Here is a 17,654-nt window from a genome sequence, read left to right on the forward strand (position 1 = left end):
TAATAAGTTAATCGCGATGTAGGTTACCAATCAATAAAAAAGCAGGTCTCGCATATTTAGCTGACCTGCTTTTTTAATCGTTTTTAGCTATTTTTGTATCGTATTGCTATATCATACAAATTTAAGCATCTTGTTTGGGTTCGGTAACAGGAAAAACCATATAAATGCCACTAAATACCGCCCCAACTTGATTTTCCGCACCGCTAACCTCAACGGTGAGTTTCACGCGAGCTTTACTGCCTCTTGCTAGACGATCAAGATCGCCGCTAAGATTCGATAAATCAGCTACTGCTGTTGGCCTACCACTTACTGGTTTAGCATAGCGAATATTCGCATCCACCAGAACGATATCGCCCCCCAACTGATGTTCTTGCATTAATAACCAAATTAGCCCCCAACCGGTAAGTGTCGCAAGGGAAAACTGGCTACCCGCAAAGATAGTTTCATGCGGATTCTGATTGCCCGCTTCTGGCATTGTGGTAATAAAACGTTTGCCCGTGTATTGATCAATGCGTACACCCATTTTTTCGCTCAATGGAATGTATTTATACCAAGCTTGCTGCAATTCACCACACCAATCAGGTCGATGTAAAATTTGATCTAACGTTTCAATCGGCTTAATCATTAGGTAATGACGGACAGGTGTTTTCAGCTCACCCGCGACAATTCCTCTATTTGCAAACCCATTTTTACTAAAAAATGGAACCGCCTCTTCCCTTACGCTAGAAACAATCCGTTTTACACCTTCTTGTCTTGCCGTAGATTCAAGCGCCATGATAATTAATTTACCTAGCCCTTTTCCCTGCATAACCGGGTTCACAGCCAAAAAGCGTATTGCACCTTCGTTATCGGCATTGATATATAAACGACCAATAGCAAGAATTCGATTTTTATCATCAACAACCATTTGATGATGAGCAGTCAGGTCATAACCATCTTTCTCAGAACCAAGAGGCTGATTAAAGGGTTTACGCAACATTTCCCAACGGAATTGGTAATAAGCTGCAAATTCAATATCATCTTTCGGTGTGCGCAGATGGTACATTGTTTCCCCTTTAATAGTTTGGATCACACTTGCAGCCAGAAAGTCACAGGGCCATCATTGGTTAAGCTCACTTGCATATCTGCGGCAAATTGCCCTGTTTCAGTGACGATACCTAACTGGCGACTTTGTTGTACAAAATACGTATAAAGTTCTTCAGCACGCTCAGGCTCCGCACCACCAGAGAAACTCGGTCTCATCCCTTTGTTGGTATCTGCCGCTAATGTAAATTGAGAAACAACCAATAAGCTTCCACCAGCTTGTTGAACATTTAAGTTCATTTTGCCCTGATCATCGCTGAAAATACGATAACCTAGCACTTTTTCACATAGGCGTTTTGCTTTTTGTTCATCATCATCTTTTTCAACGCCAAGTAAAACCAGTAATCCTGAACCAATTTGGCCAATAATTTTCTCATCGACAATAACACTCGCGTGAGTGACTCTCTGAATCAATGCAATCATGATAACTCTGTACAAAAAGAGGGAGTAACTGACTAAGCTACTCCGCTGTGATAAATCAGTATATTATTCAACTTCTGCACTAAAGTCGTAAGTGCGGAAATATTCAGGAATAGTGTCCTTATTTAAGACATGTACGCCTTTAATACCAAGGGATTGCGCGGCCTTCACATTTTCTTCTATGTCATCAAAGAAGATAGCCTCAGAGGCATCGAACTCCTCCGATTGCAGCACATATTTAAAAATTTCAGGGTCAGGTTTACGCATTCCCAAATCTTGAGATAAATAGAGGAAATCAGAGGAAGCGGCAATTTCAGGATAATGCTGCGGCCAATAGTCTAAATGCAGGCGATTGGTATTCGATAAGACGACAACTCGATGTCCTTGCTCACGCAGGCGTTCCATAATGTCGATAACTTCTTGTCTTAACGAAATAAAAATCGAGTGCCAACCTTCGGCAAAGTCTTCGAAGCTCAGAGTGATCCCGATTTCTTCACAAAGTAGCTCAGCAAACTCTATATCTGAAATTTTTCCACACTCATGTAATTGAAAGATATTCCCAAACGTAAATCGTGATCTGATTTCTTCACTCGGGGTATCGCTGAGTTCAGCCCATTTATCAAAAACACGATTAAAGTCGATATCAATAATCACATTACCCATATCGAAGATATACAGCATAAGTTTTCCTCTTCATTATTAACTAAATTTACTTTAATCATTATTCGTACAGCTGAACAGCCCTAATTAGTGATTATTCGCGTTATTTTGTTAATTTATCAATTGAGCTATCCACATTTAGGATAAATTATAAACAGTGAGAGAGGAAAAACGGATAATAGTGATGAGCTAATAAACAACAAGGGATAATTGAGAATTATAGATATCGGTAAATTGCCTTACACCACATCACTTTTTCAATGTAAGGCAACCACTTCATGCCAACAAATAACACATTAGTTAGCTTTTAACCTAAGCTAGTTACGGCTTATTTATACTGTTGCTTGATTTCTTGAACGATAGCAAGTCCACGTTTTGATTCTTTTTCTGCTATTTCAGCAGACAAACCAATGTAAGCGCGAGGATCAAGCATTTCCTTAATTTCATCACAACTAAACGCGGCAGTAATAACCTCATTTTTGATTAAGTTAGTATAAAAATCCTCTCCATCTGCGGCGGTTTTAATCGCTTCGTCATACAATAAAGAGTGTGCTTTATCTTTACCTAATTTTTCTGCCATTTTCATCATAACGTATTCAGTATTATCTAATCCCTTGTTTCTTAATACGTTATGTAGCATCCTTTCCTCATGAGGCACGATAGTTCTAGAAAGTTCTTCAGTTCTCAGTAAAATTTCTGTTGTCAGTTCAAGGGCCTCTTCAAGTAGCCCATCAAATAGCATGTATGAGCTACTATCACCTTCATAAGGTCTGACCGCAGAGTACATTCCGACGCTAGGCAACGAATACAATTTTTGAGAATTTGCGATAATACCTTTAGCTAATTTAGGATTAATTTTATGTGGCATCGTGCTACTACCGACGGTACCTTTAGTAAATCCTTCAGAGACTTCCGCAATTTCTTCTAATGTTGTACTGTAAACTTCTTCACCAATTTTATGACAAATATTCGCCATCAACGCTAAATTAGAGATATATTCTAATTTATGGGTGCTAAGATTCCTTGATGGAACCTCCATAGCTTCCATACCTGTAAGTTCAGCGACTCTTTTTTGAACGGCAATACCGACACCGGGCATCGAGTTAAACGCCCCAACTGCACCGCCCATCATGATAGTAAATACACGCTTTTCACACTCTTTCATTCTTTGGTAACAATCGATAAAATCACTTATCCACACGGAGACTTTGTATCCATAAGTAATTGGGATCGCATGACGCCCATGGGTTCTCCCCGCCATTACCATTGTTTTGGTTTTTGATGCTAAGTTTGATAAGTTTTCGATAATCTCACTTAAAAGCAACATAAACTTATGATGTACTGTTTTCATCATATACAGCTGTGAACTTTGTTGTATGTTTTGAGTAGTAATCCCGTAATGAATGTATTTACCACTCTCTTCTGAACATGCGTTCACTAAAACCTTTAAAAAAGGCACAAAACCATGACCGATTTTTTGATAAATACGGTTCATTTCTTCAAAATCAATATTCTCAATTTTTGCTTTTTGCTTAATTTCATCAGCTGCTGATTGTGGAATAAAACCTTGCTCAGCTTGAGCTTGAGCTAGCATTGATTCAAACATTAACCAAGTTGAATATTTGGCTTCATTGGATAGCAGCGCTTTTATGCCGCGATCATCAATTGTTTTACTTTTAGAATCATATAACGCTCTCATCATGTATCCCTTCTCTATTTCTTCATCGCTTCATCAACAGCATTTCGCACAAATTCTACTTTCGGTCCATATACAACATGAATATGGTTTGCCGCAGGAAAGAAAAATGCTGTACATCCTGACTCCAACATCAACTCTTTATCAATTACATTGACCTCTGAAATATCAATACGTAGTCGGGTAATACAGTTATCAACATTACGAATATTGTCTTTGCCACCTAACGCTTTAATAAGAAGATCTGCAATTTCGCCATAACGCTTTTCTTTGATTAATGTATTTTTAAGATTACTCGACTCTTCTCTTCCTGGCGTTTTAATATCAAATTTGACAATCGCCCAGCAGAAAATAAAGTACGTGATAACAGCCAAACTCGTTCCAATAATGACTAAGAAAATCCAGTTAGTATTCTCATAGAGCAAACCGAAGATGGTGAAATCAAAAATTGTTCCTCGAATATAGCCAATAGCAACACCAGCTAAAGAGAGCAGAACTGCACCAATGCCGACAATAACCGCGTAGATTAAATATAAGAGTGGTGCAATAAAGACGAAGGTAAATTCTAACGGTTCAGTGACGTTACCTAACATTGCCGTTAATACCATCGTGACTAGCATCGATTTAACTTCAACGCGATTCTCTTTCCTTGATGTCTTATATATTGCAAGAGCAATTGCAGGGAATAAGAATAAAGTCACCAACATTTGTTGTTGAGCCATAAAGCGCGTTAAGCTTGGCATCATTGCCCAATATTCACTATTTGGCCCTTGTTTAAATAACACTTCAGTCATCGCAGGCACAACACCAACAAAGGTTTGCCCATCAATAACGTAAGAACCACCCGCTTCAGTAAATCTAAACAGCACATTCCAAACATGGTGTAAACCGAATGGAATAAACAGTCGTTCACCCGCAGCAGTAAAGAATGGCCCCACAGGACTCAGGATCACTGCTGATAATTTCATTAAACCAAGAACTAATACTTCCCAAATAAACGGTAGAAACGCGCCAACCGCAATCATGAGTCCAATCATGATGATTGAAACTGATTTTTTCCCTGAAAAGAAAGCAAACGCAGTGGGCAGTTCGAGATTATAGAATTTATCCGTTGCCCAAGATGCAATTAGGCCGGTAATAATCCCTCCTGCGGCGCTAATATTCATGGTTTGTATACCTAAAACCTTGATCTGCCCCACTTGCGTCATAATGGCAACATCAGCGAGCTTACCATTGAGCACTAACCAAATATTAATGGTAATTATCAAGGTTAAATACCCGACAACAGAGGCAAAAACTGCGATTCCTTTATCTCTTTGGCTCATGCCATAGGCAACACCCATCGCAAAAAGGAGTGGAATATTGTCAAAAATAACACCTGCAATAGCACGAATACTGACTAATAATGCATTAACGGTTTCATTTCCAAGGAAAGGAAATCGAGCAATCATATATGTTTGAACTAAAGCACCACTGATCCCTAGAATCATACCGATTGGAGCTAAAACGCCAATTGGAAGAAGCAAAGTCCTCCCAAAGCGCTGAATTGAATCACTAAACTTTCTTCTGGCCATATTTTTTCCTTATGACTTAGAATGTAGAAACTATAGGGATACTAGCACTGGGAGTTCAGTGAAATAAATGCTGTTGCGGTTTTAAATGTTATCTCAGGTCATTAATTATGACCCATGTCATTTTTGAGGGTATTTGATTGATTTTTAACTATTTTCTAGTTATCAGTGCTGACTTCTTATTTAATGGCTTATTAATATAAAAGAGTGCCACAACTATAATCTAATTATTTGTTATAAAATTTAAATTAAGTTTTCTAATTCGTTTATCAGTAAATCCGCTAAAATAAAAAAGCCTATCCTTGATTTTGTGTCATCTTTTTTCGTATCGTGATTATCTGAAAAACAAAATAGAGTATTATTCGCGTAGGTCGTTAATTCATTGGTATGAAAAGCAGTCATACTAATGATATTCGCTTCTTTTAATTGTACAATTTTTGCAGTTTCAATAATTTTTTTGGTTCCCCCAGAGAGAGAAATAAATATCACTGTATCGTCCTTATTGACTAAACGAGTGAAGGTGTCAGACAAATTGTAATCATTAATGAAAAAACAGTGTAGCCCCAGCGCAAACAGCAAGTGCTCAAGATAATAGCCAACCGCTTTACTGGTTCCCCTTGTAACAATAAAGATATTTCTAGAGTTGCGCAAAAGCTTAGCGCAATCATGGATCTGCTCTTCATTAATCAAGGTAAAACTTTTAGTAATATTCTTTTCTAATTGTTTTTTATAAGAGGATGAATTAATTTTATCTTTTTTATTTTCCGTTAAAATATGATTACTAATTTGGAACTTAAGCTCTTTAAATCCACTAAATCCTAATTTTTGAGATAAATTAATGATCACCGTTTTTGAGACAAAAGTCTTAGCGACTAATTCATTGATATTTAAGTAAGGAATATCCGCAATATTATCGGTGAGATACTTCAGTACCTTTTTTTCGCTACTCGTTAAAGCATCGTAATTTTTCAAAAAATCCAACATATCTCACCTAATAAATTGAGTATCACAATCCCATCAAAAGCTAGGGGTAGAACATCGTCAACAAGATAAAAGACATATAAACCGTCAATTAATTGATTATACGTTAAATAGTGTATTTAAATAGGACTTGAAATAGCATTCTGTGAGTTACATGAGTAATTAAGTGAAAATATGCATTCGGCCATATTTCAACGATTACTTATCTTTCTCAATCGCTTTGCTTTCCATCGATTCACCATTTCATCAAGAAAGAACAATTTAAGCGCTTTTATCACTAAAATCCCCCCCCAAATGCTAATCAGCCAAATCGGCCAATTTCGATGAGGAGTGAAAAGAAAATTAACAATCAAAATTACACCACAGACTATAATCGCAATAATTATATTTTTAAATAATTTAGCTTCATCCTCTACCCGCTTTTTGGCTAGGGTAATTCGATTATCTAGCTCTGAACTTTCAATCAAGACTTCTGATGAGAGTTCAGACACACTAACATTAAAAACTGAGGCAAGAGCACTAAGCGTCTCTAAACTAGGCGTTTCACCATTTTCGATTCGCTGGATAGTTCTTATACTAAGTGATGACAATTGAGCTAATTGATCTTGAGACCATGCTCTTTGTAATCTCAATATTTTAACTTTATTATTCATAGCAATAGCACCTTAGAGTTAATTGAGTCATTGCTTAAATTAATACATCAATCAGCTATGTAATCGTGACGACAGGAATACGACTTAACGACGACACCATCATGACAATAATATAATTAGTAAAAATAAGCTCATTTATATCTCTGATTGCTATCATTATTACAGCAATGAATACGAAATAACCGCTCTCTAACTTTGTAGCAGTACCTTATTGATTGGGCTCGCTATTAATGTTAATTGCATAAAACTATCATCGTTGATGATAGAAGCTTAGCAGCAATTAATTTAACGATAGACGTAAAAAAGGCACTTCATATTGAAGTGCCTTTTCGTATATCTAATGACTAAAATTAGTCTTTGCTGCGACCTGAACGACGACGGTCATTCTCAGTCAAATGACGCTTACGCAGGCGAATTGACAGTGGAGTCACTTCAACTAGTTCATCATCATCGATAAACTCAAGCGCTTGTTCTAGTGTCATTTTAATTGGTGGTGACAGTGTTGTTGCTTCATCAGTACCTGACGCACGCATGTTAGTCAGTTTTTTACCGGTTAAGCAGTTAACTGTCAGGTCATTTGAACGAGAGTGAATACCGATGATTTGGCCTTCATAAACTTCCGCACCGTGACCTAAGAATAATTTACCGCGATCTTGCAGGCTGTATAGAGCATAAGCAACTGCTTTACCCTGACCATTAGAAATCAGAACACCGTTTTGACGGCCGCCGATTTCGCCTGGGCGAACATCATCATAATGGCTGAATGTTGAATACAGTAAACCTGTACCTGAAGTCATTGTCATGAATTCAGTACGGAAGCCAATCAAACCACGGCTAGGAATAACGTAATCAAGACGCACACGGCCTTTACCATCTGGCATCATGTCACGTAGGTCGCCTTTACGCTCACCTAACGCTTTCATGGTATCGCCTTGATGTTGCTCTTCAACGTCTAAAGTCACTTGTTCGAATGGCTCTTGCTTACGACCATCGATTTCACGAATGATAACTTTTGGACGCGAAACAGCTAACTCGAAGCCTTCACGACGCATGTTTTCAATCAGAACAGATAAGTGAAGCTCACCACGACCAGAAACACGGAATGCATCTGGATCTTGAGTTTCTTCAACACGCAGTGCCACGTTGTGGACTAATTCTTTGTTCAGACGATCAAGAATCTGACGTGAAGTCACATATTTACCTTCACGACCACAGAATGGTGAAGTATTGACGCAATAGAACATACTAACTGTTGGCTCATCAACGGCCAGCGCAGGCAGCGCTTCAACATTACCTGCATTACAGATAGTGTCAGAAATGTTCAATTCACCCAAACCAGTCAGAGCAACGATATCGCCAGCTTCTGCTTGTTGGGAATCGATACGCTCTAGACCTAAGTGAGTCAGAACTTTACCGATTTTACCATTACGTGTTTTACCTTCGCTATCGATAACAGTGACTTGCTGATTAGGTTTTACAACACCGCGTTTAATACGGCCAATACCAATAACACCTAAGTAGCTGTTGTAATCTAGCTGTGAAACTTGCATCTGGAAAGGACCTTCCAGATCAACACTTGGTGGCTCAACATACTTCACGATAGCTTCGTATAGTGGGGTCATGTCTTCAGCCATTTCAGTATGCTCAAGACCTGCAATACCCATCAGAGCTGATGCATAAACAACAGGGAAATCAAGCTGCTCATCCGTTGCACCTAAGTTAACGAATAAGTCGAATACTTGGTCAACAACCCAATCAGGACGTGCACCTGGGCGGTCAACTTTATTGATAACAACAATTGGTTTTAGGCCATTATCAAAAGCTTTTTGTGTTACAAAGCGAGTTTGCGGCATTGGGCCGTCAGTTGCATCAACAACGAGTAGAACGCAGTCAACCATGGACATAACACGTTCAACTTCACCACCGAAATCGGCGTGGCCTGGGGTGTCTACGATGTTGATGTGGTAGCCATTCCATTGAATAGCAGTATTTTTCGCAAGGATTGTAATACCGCGCTCTTTCTCCAAGTCATTGGAGTCCATAACACGCTCATCAACTGTTTCACGTTCACCGAAGGTGCCCGATTGTTGCAGTAATTTACCAACCAGTGTTGTCTTGCCATGGTCAACGTGAGCGATGATGGCGATGTTTCTTAAGTTTTGAATTGACAAGGATTTTTACCGTTTAATTGACAGAAAAGGAATATGCCTTTTGAGTCGTTATTATAGCTCAAAGCATACTTTCTACGTTAATTTGCTGTTATTTTACACGTTTTTCCACACAAGTGGAATAAATGTGAAACTCATCACTGTAAAAAAAGTTTTTAATGAAAAAACATCCAGTTGCATAATAATGCCAGAATATTTTAGAAAATAGCTCATATCAGCACTGAGAAATCACAAAGTGGTAGAATAATACGCTAAAAACTAGATATTAGCAGCCAAAAAAAAGAATAAAAAATAAACTTTCTTTCATTATCACCGTTTTTAATGTCTTTCTTCTATATTTAGATATATCTAAATTGACACTTTCGATATATCTAAATATAGTAATACCACAATATCTTTTTAGATATATCGAAAATATAATAAGGAAATACTATATGCTAATTCATTCTTGTCGTCATGTATATTATTCACATCATGATGAAAACCATCACGGTCATGGCGCTGGCTGCTGCCACAGTGAAAACCGTCACGAACACGGCGAAGGTTGTCATGGTGAAGGTCATCATGGTCGTGATCACGGCGAAGGCTGTCATGGTGAAGGTCGTCATGGCCGCGGTCACGGCGAAGGCTGTCATGGTGAAGGTCGTCATGGTCGCGGTCACGGCGAAGGCTGTCATGGTGAAGGTCGTCATGGTCGTGGTCACGGCGAAGGCCGCCGCGGTAGAGGTAAAGGCTTGCGTCGTTTATTTGACCATGGCGATCTCCATATCATGGTGCTTTCGTTAGTAGCAAAAAAACCAAGCTATGGCTATGAAATCATTAAAGACATTCAAGAAGCTTCGAATGGCCTTTATGTGCCAAGCCCAGGTGTTATCTATCCAACACTGACACTGCTAGAAGAACAAGGCTTTCTTGAATCGCAAATTGTTGAACGTAATCGTAAAAGTTTCACCCTAACTGCGGAAGGTGCTGAACACCTAGCGCAAAATAAAGATATAGAAACAATGATTACGCGAAAATTAGCAAAAGCTCGCGATATGCAACAAGGCGTCAATTTAACTGAAGACATTGAAATGGCAGTTAGCCGCTTCAAAGCACTACTGCGCCATAAAATGGTTTTAAAACAGTTAAATGAAGAACAAACTCGTCAAATTGCAACGATCATCAATGATGCAGTTAAACAAATTGAAGAAGTAAATACATTACTCACTGACAATGACGACGAATAGTCAAACCGTCACCATTCTCTACTTCTGTAAAACTTCAGCTCTGTGCTCAATCATCAGCACAGAGCTGTTCTTATTTTTGATCATCCTCTGTTCCGACACCTCTATTACTTAAAAATCCTTTTTTTATACTTTAATTTCAATCTACTAAATATAAAATTGCATTCCTTTTAGAATTTACTTAATCCAAATTCTGTTTGAAAAAACAGAACGAATATCATTTATGGTGTATATTTTATTGATATTCTTTCATTTAGGAGGTGCACCATGCTAAATATTAATCGCGAGCAAATGTCAAAACTCGCCTCAGAAGAACTCAAAAAACAACGGAATTTACTGATCGTACTTGCTGTATTGCTTTTTGTTGGCGGTATTTTTTGCCTGATCAATCCAATGATCTCAGGTATTGCCGTGAGCGCTATTCTTGGTATTTTATTTATTATGAGTGGCTTAGCGATCCTCGTCAGCACTTTCAGTTCTAGCTTATATTCAGGCTGGTCGAAAATATTCAGTTTCGTCATTGGGGTGGCTTACTGTACTTTGGGCTATTCTTTTATTAAAGACCCGATTCAAAGTTTAGTTCTACTTGCCATTTTTGTTTCTGTCCTGTTTATTATTGGTGGTGTGGTCAGATTATATGTTGGATTTCAACAAATTAAGACATCCAGTGGCTGGGTACAAATTCTCATCGGTATCTTAGACTTCGTGATTGCATTCCTGTTAATTGGCAATGGCCCGCTAACATCAATCACCTTATTAACGACCTTAATTGGTATTGAAATGTTATTCAGTGCTTTTAGCTTATTTACGCTGTTGAGCATTCTCAAAAAGAACCAATCTTAATATTCAAAAAAAGGATGCTATTGTTAGTCGCATCCTTTTATTTTTTTATTCGCTTATTCACTTTCAAAAGCGCCCATATTTAATCTTTTCACTACAACTTCATGACACTCAATTCAATATAGTTAGCTCTTTTTCACCATTTTGGTGCACCCCTGAGATTAATCGCACCAATACAGTGCAATCATTCACCTTTACCAACGCTAATACTTATTATTTCATCCTAACGATCAGTATTTATTATGCTTTATAAAGTTGGCACGATTTTCGCTTATATTAATTGCAGAATTGCAGAGTAATAAAAACTGACACTGCAAAGCCAGACAACCAACAAATACATCAACCCAATATTGTCATTTGTTGATTAGACCCGACCAGGAGAGCCGAGAATGTCCGCTGAACATATTTTATCGTTAATTGAAGAGCACAATGTAAGATTTATTGATCTGCGTTTTACCGACACTAAAGGTAAAGAGCAACACATCACTATCCCTGCTCATCAAGTTGACGAAGACTTCTTTGAAGAAGGCCAAATGTTTGATGGCTCATCATTCGGTGGTTGGAAAGGAATCAATGAATCTGACATGGTATTGATGCCAGATCCGTCAACGGCAATGATCGACCCATTCTTTGCTGATATCACCTTAATTATTCGTTGTGATATTTTAGAGCCAGGCACCATGCAAGGCTACGGCCGTGACCCGCGTTCAATTTCAAAACGTGCTGAAGATTTCCTACGTTCTAGCGGTATCGCTGATATTGTTCTATTCGGACCAGAACCAGAGTTTTTCGTCTTTGATGATATTCGCTTTGGTAACAGCATGCATAGCAGCTACTACCACATCGATGATATCGAAGGTGCATGGAATACAGGAACTAAATACGAAGGCGGCAACAAAGGCCATCGTCCTTCAGTAAAAGGTGGGTATTTCCCAGTTCCTCCAGTCGATTCATCACAAGACCTACGCTCTGCAATGTGTACTACTATGGAAGATTTGGGCTTGGTAGTTGAAGCTCATCACCATGAAGTTGCAACAGCAGGCCAAAATGAAATCGCAACCCGCTTTAATACAATGACGAAAAAAGCGGATGAAACCCAAGTTTATAAATATGTCGTGCACAACGTTGCACACGCCTTTGGTAAAACGGCAACCTTTATGCCAAAACCATTAGTTGGCGACAACGGTTCTGGTATGCACTGCCATATGTCCCTATCTAAAGATGGTGTTAACCTATTTGCAGGGGACAAATACGGCGGCTTATCTGAAATGGCTCTGTATTATATTGGTGGCATCATCAAGCATGCGCGCGCATTAAACGCATTCACTAACCCAACGACTAACTCATATAAACGTTTAGTCCCAGGTTTTGAAGCACCTGTCATGCTGGCTTACTCTGCCCGCAACCGCTCAGCATCTATTCGTATTCCAGTGGTTGCCAGCACTAAAGCACGTCGTATTGAAGTTCGTTTTCCAGACCCTGCGGCTAACCCATATTTAGCGTTCGCAGCACAGTTAATGGCCGGACTTGATGGCATCATCAATAAGATCCACCCAGGCGATGCGATGGATAAAAACCTATATGACTTACCACCGGAAGAAGCAAAAGAAATCCCAACAGTGGCAGGTTCATTAGAGGAAGCACTGGCTGAATTGGATAAAAACCGTGAGTTCTTAACTCGTGGTGGTGTATTTACCGACGATGCTATCGATGGCTATATTGAATTACTGCGTAGCGACATTCAACGTGTTCGCATGACGCCACACCCACTCGAATTTGAAATGTACTACAGTGTGTAACACGCCGTTCCACTGCTAGTCTTTGTTGCCGTGAAGCACTTGCCCCATCTATGATGGGGCCTTTTCTCTCTAAATAATAACGGTAGCAAAACTAAATTATCGACGTTAAATTGCGGTGTTACTCAGCAAATCAGGTATAATGCACCAAAATAGTGCAGATTAGTGCAGGAGTAGAACCGTATGAAAACCGAACATTTGCCCGCGCCGGAACATATTCTCGATTCACTGCTTAATAGTGTACTGATACTGGATTATGATTTGGTTATTCACTATGCCAATCATGCCGCATTACAGATCTTAACCCAGAGCCAGCGCAAACTTTATGGTACCCCCTTTCCGCTATTATTCAGCTACTGTTCATTGAATGATGAACTGATGCTAAATAGCTTAAAAGAGGGGCATAGTTTTACTGAAAATGAAATCACATTGGTATTTAATAACCACTCCCATGTGATGTCTCTCAGTGCACAACCATTTTCTGATCAATTCATTTTAGTTGAACTGTCACTACTCGATAGCCAACGACGCCTTAGCCAAGAAGTTGCCCAAAATGTGCAACAGCTTGCCGCTCGAGAACTTATCCGTGGTCTTGCCCATGAAATAAAAAATCCACTTGGGGGATTACGCGGCGCCGCTCAACTATTATCTAAAGCGCTACCAGACCCTAAACTTAACGAATACACTCAAGTCATTATCGAGCAGGCCGACCGCTTAAGAGCATTAGTCGATAGACTACTTGGCCCACAATATCCAGGTCCAAAAACTCAGCAAAGTATTCACCACATTGTTGAAAATGTGACACGTTTAGTCGCTTTAGAAAAACCGGATGATGTGACGCTAATTCGTGACTATGACCCGAGTTTACCCGACCTAGAACACTACCCTGACCAAATTGAACAAGTGCTGTTAAATATCACTCGTAATGCATTACAAGCACTTGAGAAAACAGGGGGAACCATCACTTTGCGTACTCGCACCGCATTTCAAGTAATGTTGCAGGGTGAGCGTTATCGATTAGCCGCACGTATTGATATTGAAGATAACGGCTCCGGTATTCCGTTATCTATTCAAGATACCTTATTTTATCCCATGGTCAGTGGGCGACCAGATGGCACAGGTTTAGGACTCTCTATCGCACGCAGTTTAGTTGACCAACACTTGGGCAAAATTGAATTTACCAGTTGGCCGGGACACACCGAGTTTTCTATTTATCTACCAATCAAAAAATAGGGGATAACCCATGCAACAGGGAAAAATTTGGGTCGTTGATGACGACAGTTCTATTCGCTGGGTATTAGAGCGTGCGTTAAGTAGCGCTGATTTTGATTGTACCTGCTTTGATAGCGCCAATGCCGTACTTACCGCATTAGAAACTGACCTCCCTGATGTGTTGCTATCTGATATTCGCATGCCAGGTACTGATGGTCTAGAACTACTCAATCAACTAAAGCAATCTCATCCCCTGCTACCGATTATAATTATGACAGCACACTCTGACCTTGATGCTGCGGTCAGTGCTTATCAATCAGGGGCATTTGATTATCTACCCAAACCGTTTGATATTGATGAAACCGTCGCCTTAGTGGAACGCGCGTTAAACCATAGCCGCGAGCAAAACCATACCAATCGAGATACTAAACAAAAAGCACCGATTGTCTCTTCCACCATGATAGGTGAAGCCCCTGCCATGCAGGAGGTATATCGTATTATCGGTCGTTTATCTCGCTCATCAATTAGTGTGCTTATTAATGGTGAATCGGGAACTGGTAAAGAATTAGTGGCTCATGCGCTACACCAACACAGCCCACGAGTGAACGAACCGTTTATTGCACTCAATATGGCCGCAATTCCCAAAGACTTAATTGAGTCAGAACTTTTTGGTCATGAAAAAGGCGCTTTTACTGGTGCGACACAAGTTAGACAGGGGCGCTTTGAACAAGCCAATCGGGGCTCTTTATTTTTAGATGAAATTGGTGATATGCCCCTTGATGTTCAAACCCGATTGCTCCGAGTGCTCGCTGAAGGACAGTTTTACCGTATTGGCGGTTATACTCCGGTAAAAGTAGATGTCCGTATTATTGCCGCCACTCACCAAGATTTAGAAAAACGTGTCAAAGAAGGTTTATTTCGCGAAGACCTTTTTCATCGATTAAATGTTATTCGGGTGCAATTACCTCCATTACGAGAGCGTCTTGAAGATATTCCGCGTCTTGCTCACTTTTTTTTGCAAAATACCGCAAAAGAATTGGGTGTTGAAAGTAAAGTACTCCATCCTGATAGTGAAAAAATTCTTCAACGCTATTATTGGTCAGGTAACGTTCGCCAATTAGAAAATGTTTGCCGCTGGTTAACAGTGATGGCGGCAAGCCAAGAGATTTTACCCCAAGATTTACCGGATGATTTATCTGATGAATCACATCCTAAAGCGCATAAATCTGACAATCAGACTCAACACTTAGCACAAACACAACCCGCCTTATCACGAACGCTTAGTAATGAAGGGGCTTGGTTTGAGCAATTAGCCCAATGGACAGATAATGCGTTAATTGAAGGCAAAGAAGATTTACTCGCTCAAGCTCTTCCTTTATTGGAGCACACGATGCTAAATTGCGCGCTCAAATACACCAATGGTCATAAACAAGAAGCCGCTCGTTTATTGGGTTGGGGTCGGAATACGTTAACTCGTAAATTAAAAGAGTTAGGTATAGAGTAATTTTCTCGTCGATAAATGATAATTAGATTGGTGAATATAACCACCAATCTCTTATTTATATCATCGAAATAAGAAATTGAACAATCAATAACAACAATAACAATTAAAAAAGAAACAAATAGTAAATATAAATATTGATGTAAATAAAAAAATTAATTATTAGAATCATCATAAATAGATTAAATCGGCCTATTAAAACATATCTATTTATGACAACCCCCTCCATATAGATTTTCTCATTAGCATAAAAAATAAAAAATTCACATTATGAGTTGCCAATTAAAAATAAACAATTTACTTAATAATAAAGATAATATTTTATCATTATTTAATAAGATTGACACTACTGATAAATGTTAATAATTTAAATTATTGACATTATCAGGAAACATATCCAACCCATAATGTGAAAAGAAAACAAAAAACCATAATAATAAAAACAACATAACTAGTTATACCTAAAATACACAAAACTTGTTTATTTTAAAAATAAAATACAGAATACTCACGTCTAGAGTGAATATGGTGACTTATTTAATTACCATTCAATACGAATTAATTCTCGGAGAGTAAAAAATGAAAAAAAATATTATTTCAACTTTAATGGCCACTAGCATCCTATTACTATCTGCTCATAGTTTTTCTAAAGATGGAGATATTAATTTTGTAGGTGAAATTATTGATAATGCTTGTCAAGTAACAACAGGTTCTGATGCAATTAAAGTTGTTTTAGGCAAGGTATCTAAAACGACCTTATCAAACGCGGGTAGCACCGCAGCTGCGACTAAATTTACCATTCAATTGGAAAATTGTCCTGCAACAATAAAAACGGCGACAGTCAAGTTCGATGGTGCCTCGTATAATGGAAATAACGATGTACTTCAACTAACTAACTCTGGAGCAGCTGATACAGCCCAAAATGTAGGTATACAAATTCAAGATGTAACAGGTACTACTGTTCCACTTTATACCGCATCTAGCGAATATACTTTAAAAGAAAGTGTTGTAAATAATTTAGACTTTACCGCTCGTTATATCGCTATGTCGGATAACGTGAGTGTAGGTAAAGCTGATTCAACAGCAACTTTTACAATCAACTATAATTAAACCTAATTTAAGGTTTATACGGATGTAAGCCTTATAATTGTCTATTCAGTGGTGGCGACATGAAATCTATTATTTATCTTTTTATTTTTTTATCCTCATTAACTAATATTTCCTACTCCGGTGTAATTATTGGAGGAACTCGTCTCATTTATCCAGAAGGAAATAAAAATGTTAGTATCACTGTTGAAAATCCGGATAAAACCCCTTATTTAATTCAATCATGGATAGAAAATGATAATGAAGGTAACCAATCCGATTTTACTATTACGCCACCACTTTTTCGACTAAATTCAGATAATACAAATTCCTTACGTATTTTCTTAACCCAGAACACATTACCAAAAGATAGAGAGTCATTATTTTGGCTTAATATTAAAACTATTCCAGCGACAGAAAAAACAGCTGAAAACTCATTAAGAATAGCATTTAAGACACAAATGAAATTAATTTATCGTCCAACTTCATTAGCAAAGGTAAATTTTGAGGTAGAACAAAATAAATTGGTGTGGTCAAAGGTAGGGAAATCTATCATAGTTAAAAACCCAACACCCTATTATATGAATTTTCAATCAATTAATTTTAATGGTAAAAATGCAGAAAACATTACTTATATAGCCCCATTTTCAAGCAAATCTTTTATTACAAATAATAATGAACTACATGGCACGATAAAATGGGAAGTCATAAATGATTATGGCTCCGCAATTAATGCATCGGAAATAAAAATATAGCCATAA

Annotated in this window: 15 protein-coding genes; 7 read left to right on the forward strand and 8 right to left on the reverse strand. The window is 38.4% G+C overall.

What is annotated here, in order from left to right; genetic code table 11:
• Positions 1 to 121: 121 nt before the first annotated feature.
• From fabY to typA, 8 genes are all read right to left on the reverse strand, one after another.
• Positions 122 to 1,045, reverse strand: coding sequence for a fatty acid biosynthesis protein FabY (gene fabY / locus AAZR93_RS15230; protein WP_294107133.1), 924 nt, complete (start codon positions 1,043 to 1,045; stop codon positions 122 to 124).
• 23 nt (positions 1,046 to 1,068) lie between these two features.
• Complete coding sequence (gene dtd, locus AAZR93_RS15235; RefSeq protein WP_336430726.1) at positions 1,069 to 1,506, reverse strand: D-aminoacyl-tRNA deacylase; 438 nt, start codon at positions 1,504 to 1,506, stop codon at positions 1,069 to 1,071.
• Between the two features lie 63 nt (positions 1,507 to 1,569).
• The gene (gene yihX / locus AAZR93_RS15240; protein ID WP_294107132.1) at positions 1,570 to 2,184 is read right to left on the reverse strand and encodes a glucose-1-phosphatase; all 615 of its coding nucleotides are present in this window, start codon (positions 2,182 to 2,184) and stop codon (positions 1,570 to 1,572) included.
• Between the two features lie 307 nt (positions 2,185 to 2,491).
• Positions 2,492 to 3,862, reverse strand: a complete 1,371-nt coding sequence (locus tag AAZR93_RS15245; RefSeq protein WP_294107188.1) for a class-II fumarase/aspartase family protein — start codon at positions 3,860 to 3,862, stop codon at positions 2,492 to 2,494.
• Between the two features lie 14 nt (positions 3,863 to 3,876).
• Entirely contained in the window at positions 3,877 to 5,433 is a 1,557-nt protein-coding gene (locus AAZR93_RS15250; protein ID WP_294107131.1) for a PTS transporter subunit EIIC, read from the reverse strand.
• Between the two features lie 240 nt (positions 5,434 to 5,673).
• On the reverse strand, positions 5,674 to 6,414 hold the full coding sequence (locus AAZR93_RS15255; protein WP_294107130.1) for a MurR/RpiR family transcriptional regulator: 741 nt from the start codon (positions 6,412 to 6,414) through the stop codon (positions 5,674 to 5,676).
• A 188-nt stretch (positions 6,415 to 6,602) separates the two neighbouring features.
• The gene (locus AAZR93_RS15260) at positions 6,603 to 7,064 is read right to left on the reverse strand and encodes a helix-turn-helix domain-containing protein (protein WP_336430721.1); all 462 of its coding nucleotides are present in this window, start codon (positions 7,062 to 7,064) and stop codon (positions 6,603 to 6,605) included.
• 350 nt (positions 7,065 to 7,414) lie between these two features.
• Entirely contained in the window at positions 7,415 to 9,235 is a 1,821-nt protein-coding gene (gene typA / locus AAZR93_RS15265; RefSeq protein ID WP_294107128.1) for a ribosome-dependent GTPase TypA, read from the reverse strand.
• Positions 9,236 to 9,666: 431 nt separating this feature from the next.
• On the opposite strand from typA, the gene AAZR93_RS15270 reads away from it, so the two are divergent.
• From AAZR93_RS15270 to AAZR93_RS15300, 7 genes are all read left to right on the forward strand, one after another.
• Positions 9,667 to 10,461, forward strand: coding sequence for a PadR family transcriptional regulator (locus AAZR93_RS15270; protein WP_434720296.1), 795 nt, complete (start codon positions 9,667 to 9,669; stop codon positions 10,459 to 10,461).
• 264 nt (positions 10,462 to 10,725) lie between these two features.
• On the forward strand, positions 10,726 to 11,301 hold the full coding sequence (locus AAZR93_RS15275) for an HdeD family acid-resistance protein (RefSeq protein ID WP_294107126.1): 576 nt from the start codon (positions 10,726 to 10,728) through the stop codon (positions 11,299 to 11,301).
• Positions 11,302 to 11,687: 386 nt separating this feature from the next.
• Positions 11,688 to 13,097, forward strand: coding sequence for a glutamate--ammonia ligase (glnA, locus tag AAZR93_RS15280; RefSeq protein ID WP_434720297.1), 1,410 nt, complete (start codon positions 11,688 to 11,690; stop codon positions 13,095 to 13,097).
• 180 nt (positions 13,098 to 13,277) lie between these two features.
• Positions 13,278 to 14,327: a nitrogen regulation protein NR(II) gene (glnL, locus tag AAZR93_RS15285; RefSeq protein WP_294107124.1), complete on the forward strand. Its 1,050-nt coding sequence runs from the start codon at positions 13,278 to 13,280 to the stop codon at positions 14,325 to 14,327.
• Positions 14,328 to 14,337: 10 nt separating this feature from the next.
• Positions 14,338 to 15,810 carry a nitrogen regulation protein NR(I) gene (gene glnG / locus AAZR93_RS15290; protein ID WP_294107123.1) on the forward strand — a complete coding sequence of 491 codons (1,473 nt, stop codon included), beginning with the start codon at positions 14,338 to 14,340 and terminating at the stop codon, positions 15,808 to 15,810.
• Positions 15,811 to 16,386: 576 nt separating this feature from the next.
• A complete protein-coding gene (locus AAZR93_RS15295; protein ID WP_434720298.1) occupies positions 16,387 to 16,917 on the forward strand; it encodes a fimbrial protein in 531 nt (176 codons plus the stop codon).
• A gap of 59 nt (positions 16,918 to 16,976) precedes the next feature.
• Positions 16,977 to 17,648: a fimbrial biogenesis chaperone gene (locus AAZR93_RS15300; RefSeq protein ID WP_434720299.1), complete on the forward strand. Its 672-nt coding sequence runs from the start codon at positions 16,977 to 16,979 to the stop codon at positions 17,646 to 17,648.
• The last annotated feature ends 6 nt before the right edge of the window (positions 17,649 to 17,654 follow it).

This window comes from Providencia sp. Je.9.19, from assembly GCF_051129765.1.
In the GTDB taxonomy this organism is placed as follows: Bacteria; Pseudomonadota; Gammaproteobacteria; order Enterobacterales; family Enterobacteriaceae; genus Providencia.

Bases quoted from the DNA above. Each gene is read 5' to 3' on its own strand.
- fabY (WP_294107133.1), bottom strand. From the start codon at position 1,045: ATGTACCATCTGCGCACACCGAAAGATGATATTGAATTTGCAGCTTAT.
- dtd (WP_336430726.1), bottom strand. From the start codon at position 1,506: ATGATTGCATTGATTCAGAGAGTCACTCACGCGAGTGTTATTGTCGAT.
- yihX (WP_294107132.1), bottom strand. From the start codon at position 2,184: ATGCTGTATATCTTCGATATGGGTAATGTGATTATTGATATCGACTTT.
- AAZR93_RS15245 (WP_294107188.1), bottom strand. From the start codon at position 3,862: ATGAGAGCGTTATATGATTCTAAAAGTAAAACAATTGATGATCGCGGC.
- AAZR93_RS15250 (WP_294107131.1), bottom strand. From the start codon at position 5,433: ATGGCCAGAAGAAAGTTTAGTGATTCAATTCAGCGCTTTGGGAGGACT.
- AAZR93_RS15255 (WP_294107130.1), bottom strand. From the start codon at position 6,414: ATGTTGGATTTTTTGAAAAATTACGATGCTTTAACGAGTAGCGAAAAA.
- AAZR93_RS15260 (WP_336430721.1), bottom strand. From the start codon at position 7,064: ATGAATAATAAAGTTAAAATATTGAGATTACAAAGAGCATGGTCTCAA.
- AAZR93_RS15270 (WP_434720296.1), top strand. From the start codon at position 9,667: ATGCTAATTCATTCTTGTCGTCATGTATATTATTCACATCATGATGAA.
- AAZR93_RS15275 (WP_294107126.1), top strand. From the start codon at position 10,726: ATGCTAAATATTAATCGCGAGCAAATGTCAAAACTCGCCTCAGAAGAA.
- glnA (WP_434720297.1), top strand. From the start codon at position 11,688: ATGTCCGCTGAACATATTTTATCGTTAATTGAAGAGCACAATGTAAGA.
- glnL (WP_294107124.1), top strand. From the start codon at position 13,278: ATGAAAACCGAACATTTGCCCGCGCCGGAACATATTCTCGATTCACTG.
- glnG (WP_294107123.1), top strand. From the start codon at position 14,338: ATGCAACAGGGAAAAATTTGGGTCGTTGATGACGACAGTTCTATTCGC.
- AAZR93_RS15295 (WP_434720298.1), top strand. From the start codon at position 16,387: ATGAAAAAAAATATTATTTCAACTTTAATGGCCACTAGCATCCTATTA.
- AAZR93_RS15300 (WP_434720299.1), top strand. From the start codon at position 16,977: ATGAAATCTATTATTTATCTTTTTATTTTTTTATCCTCATTAACTAAT.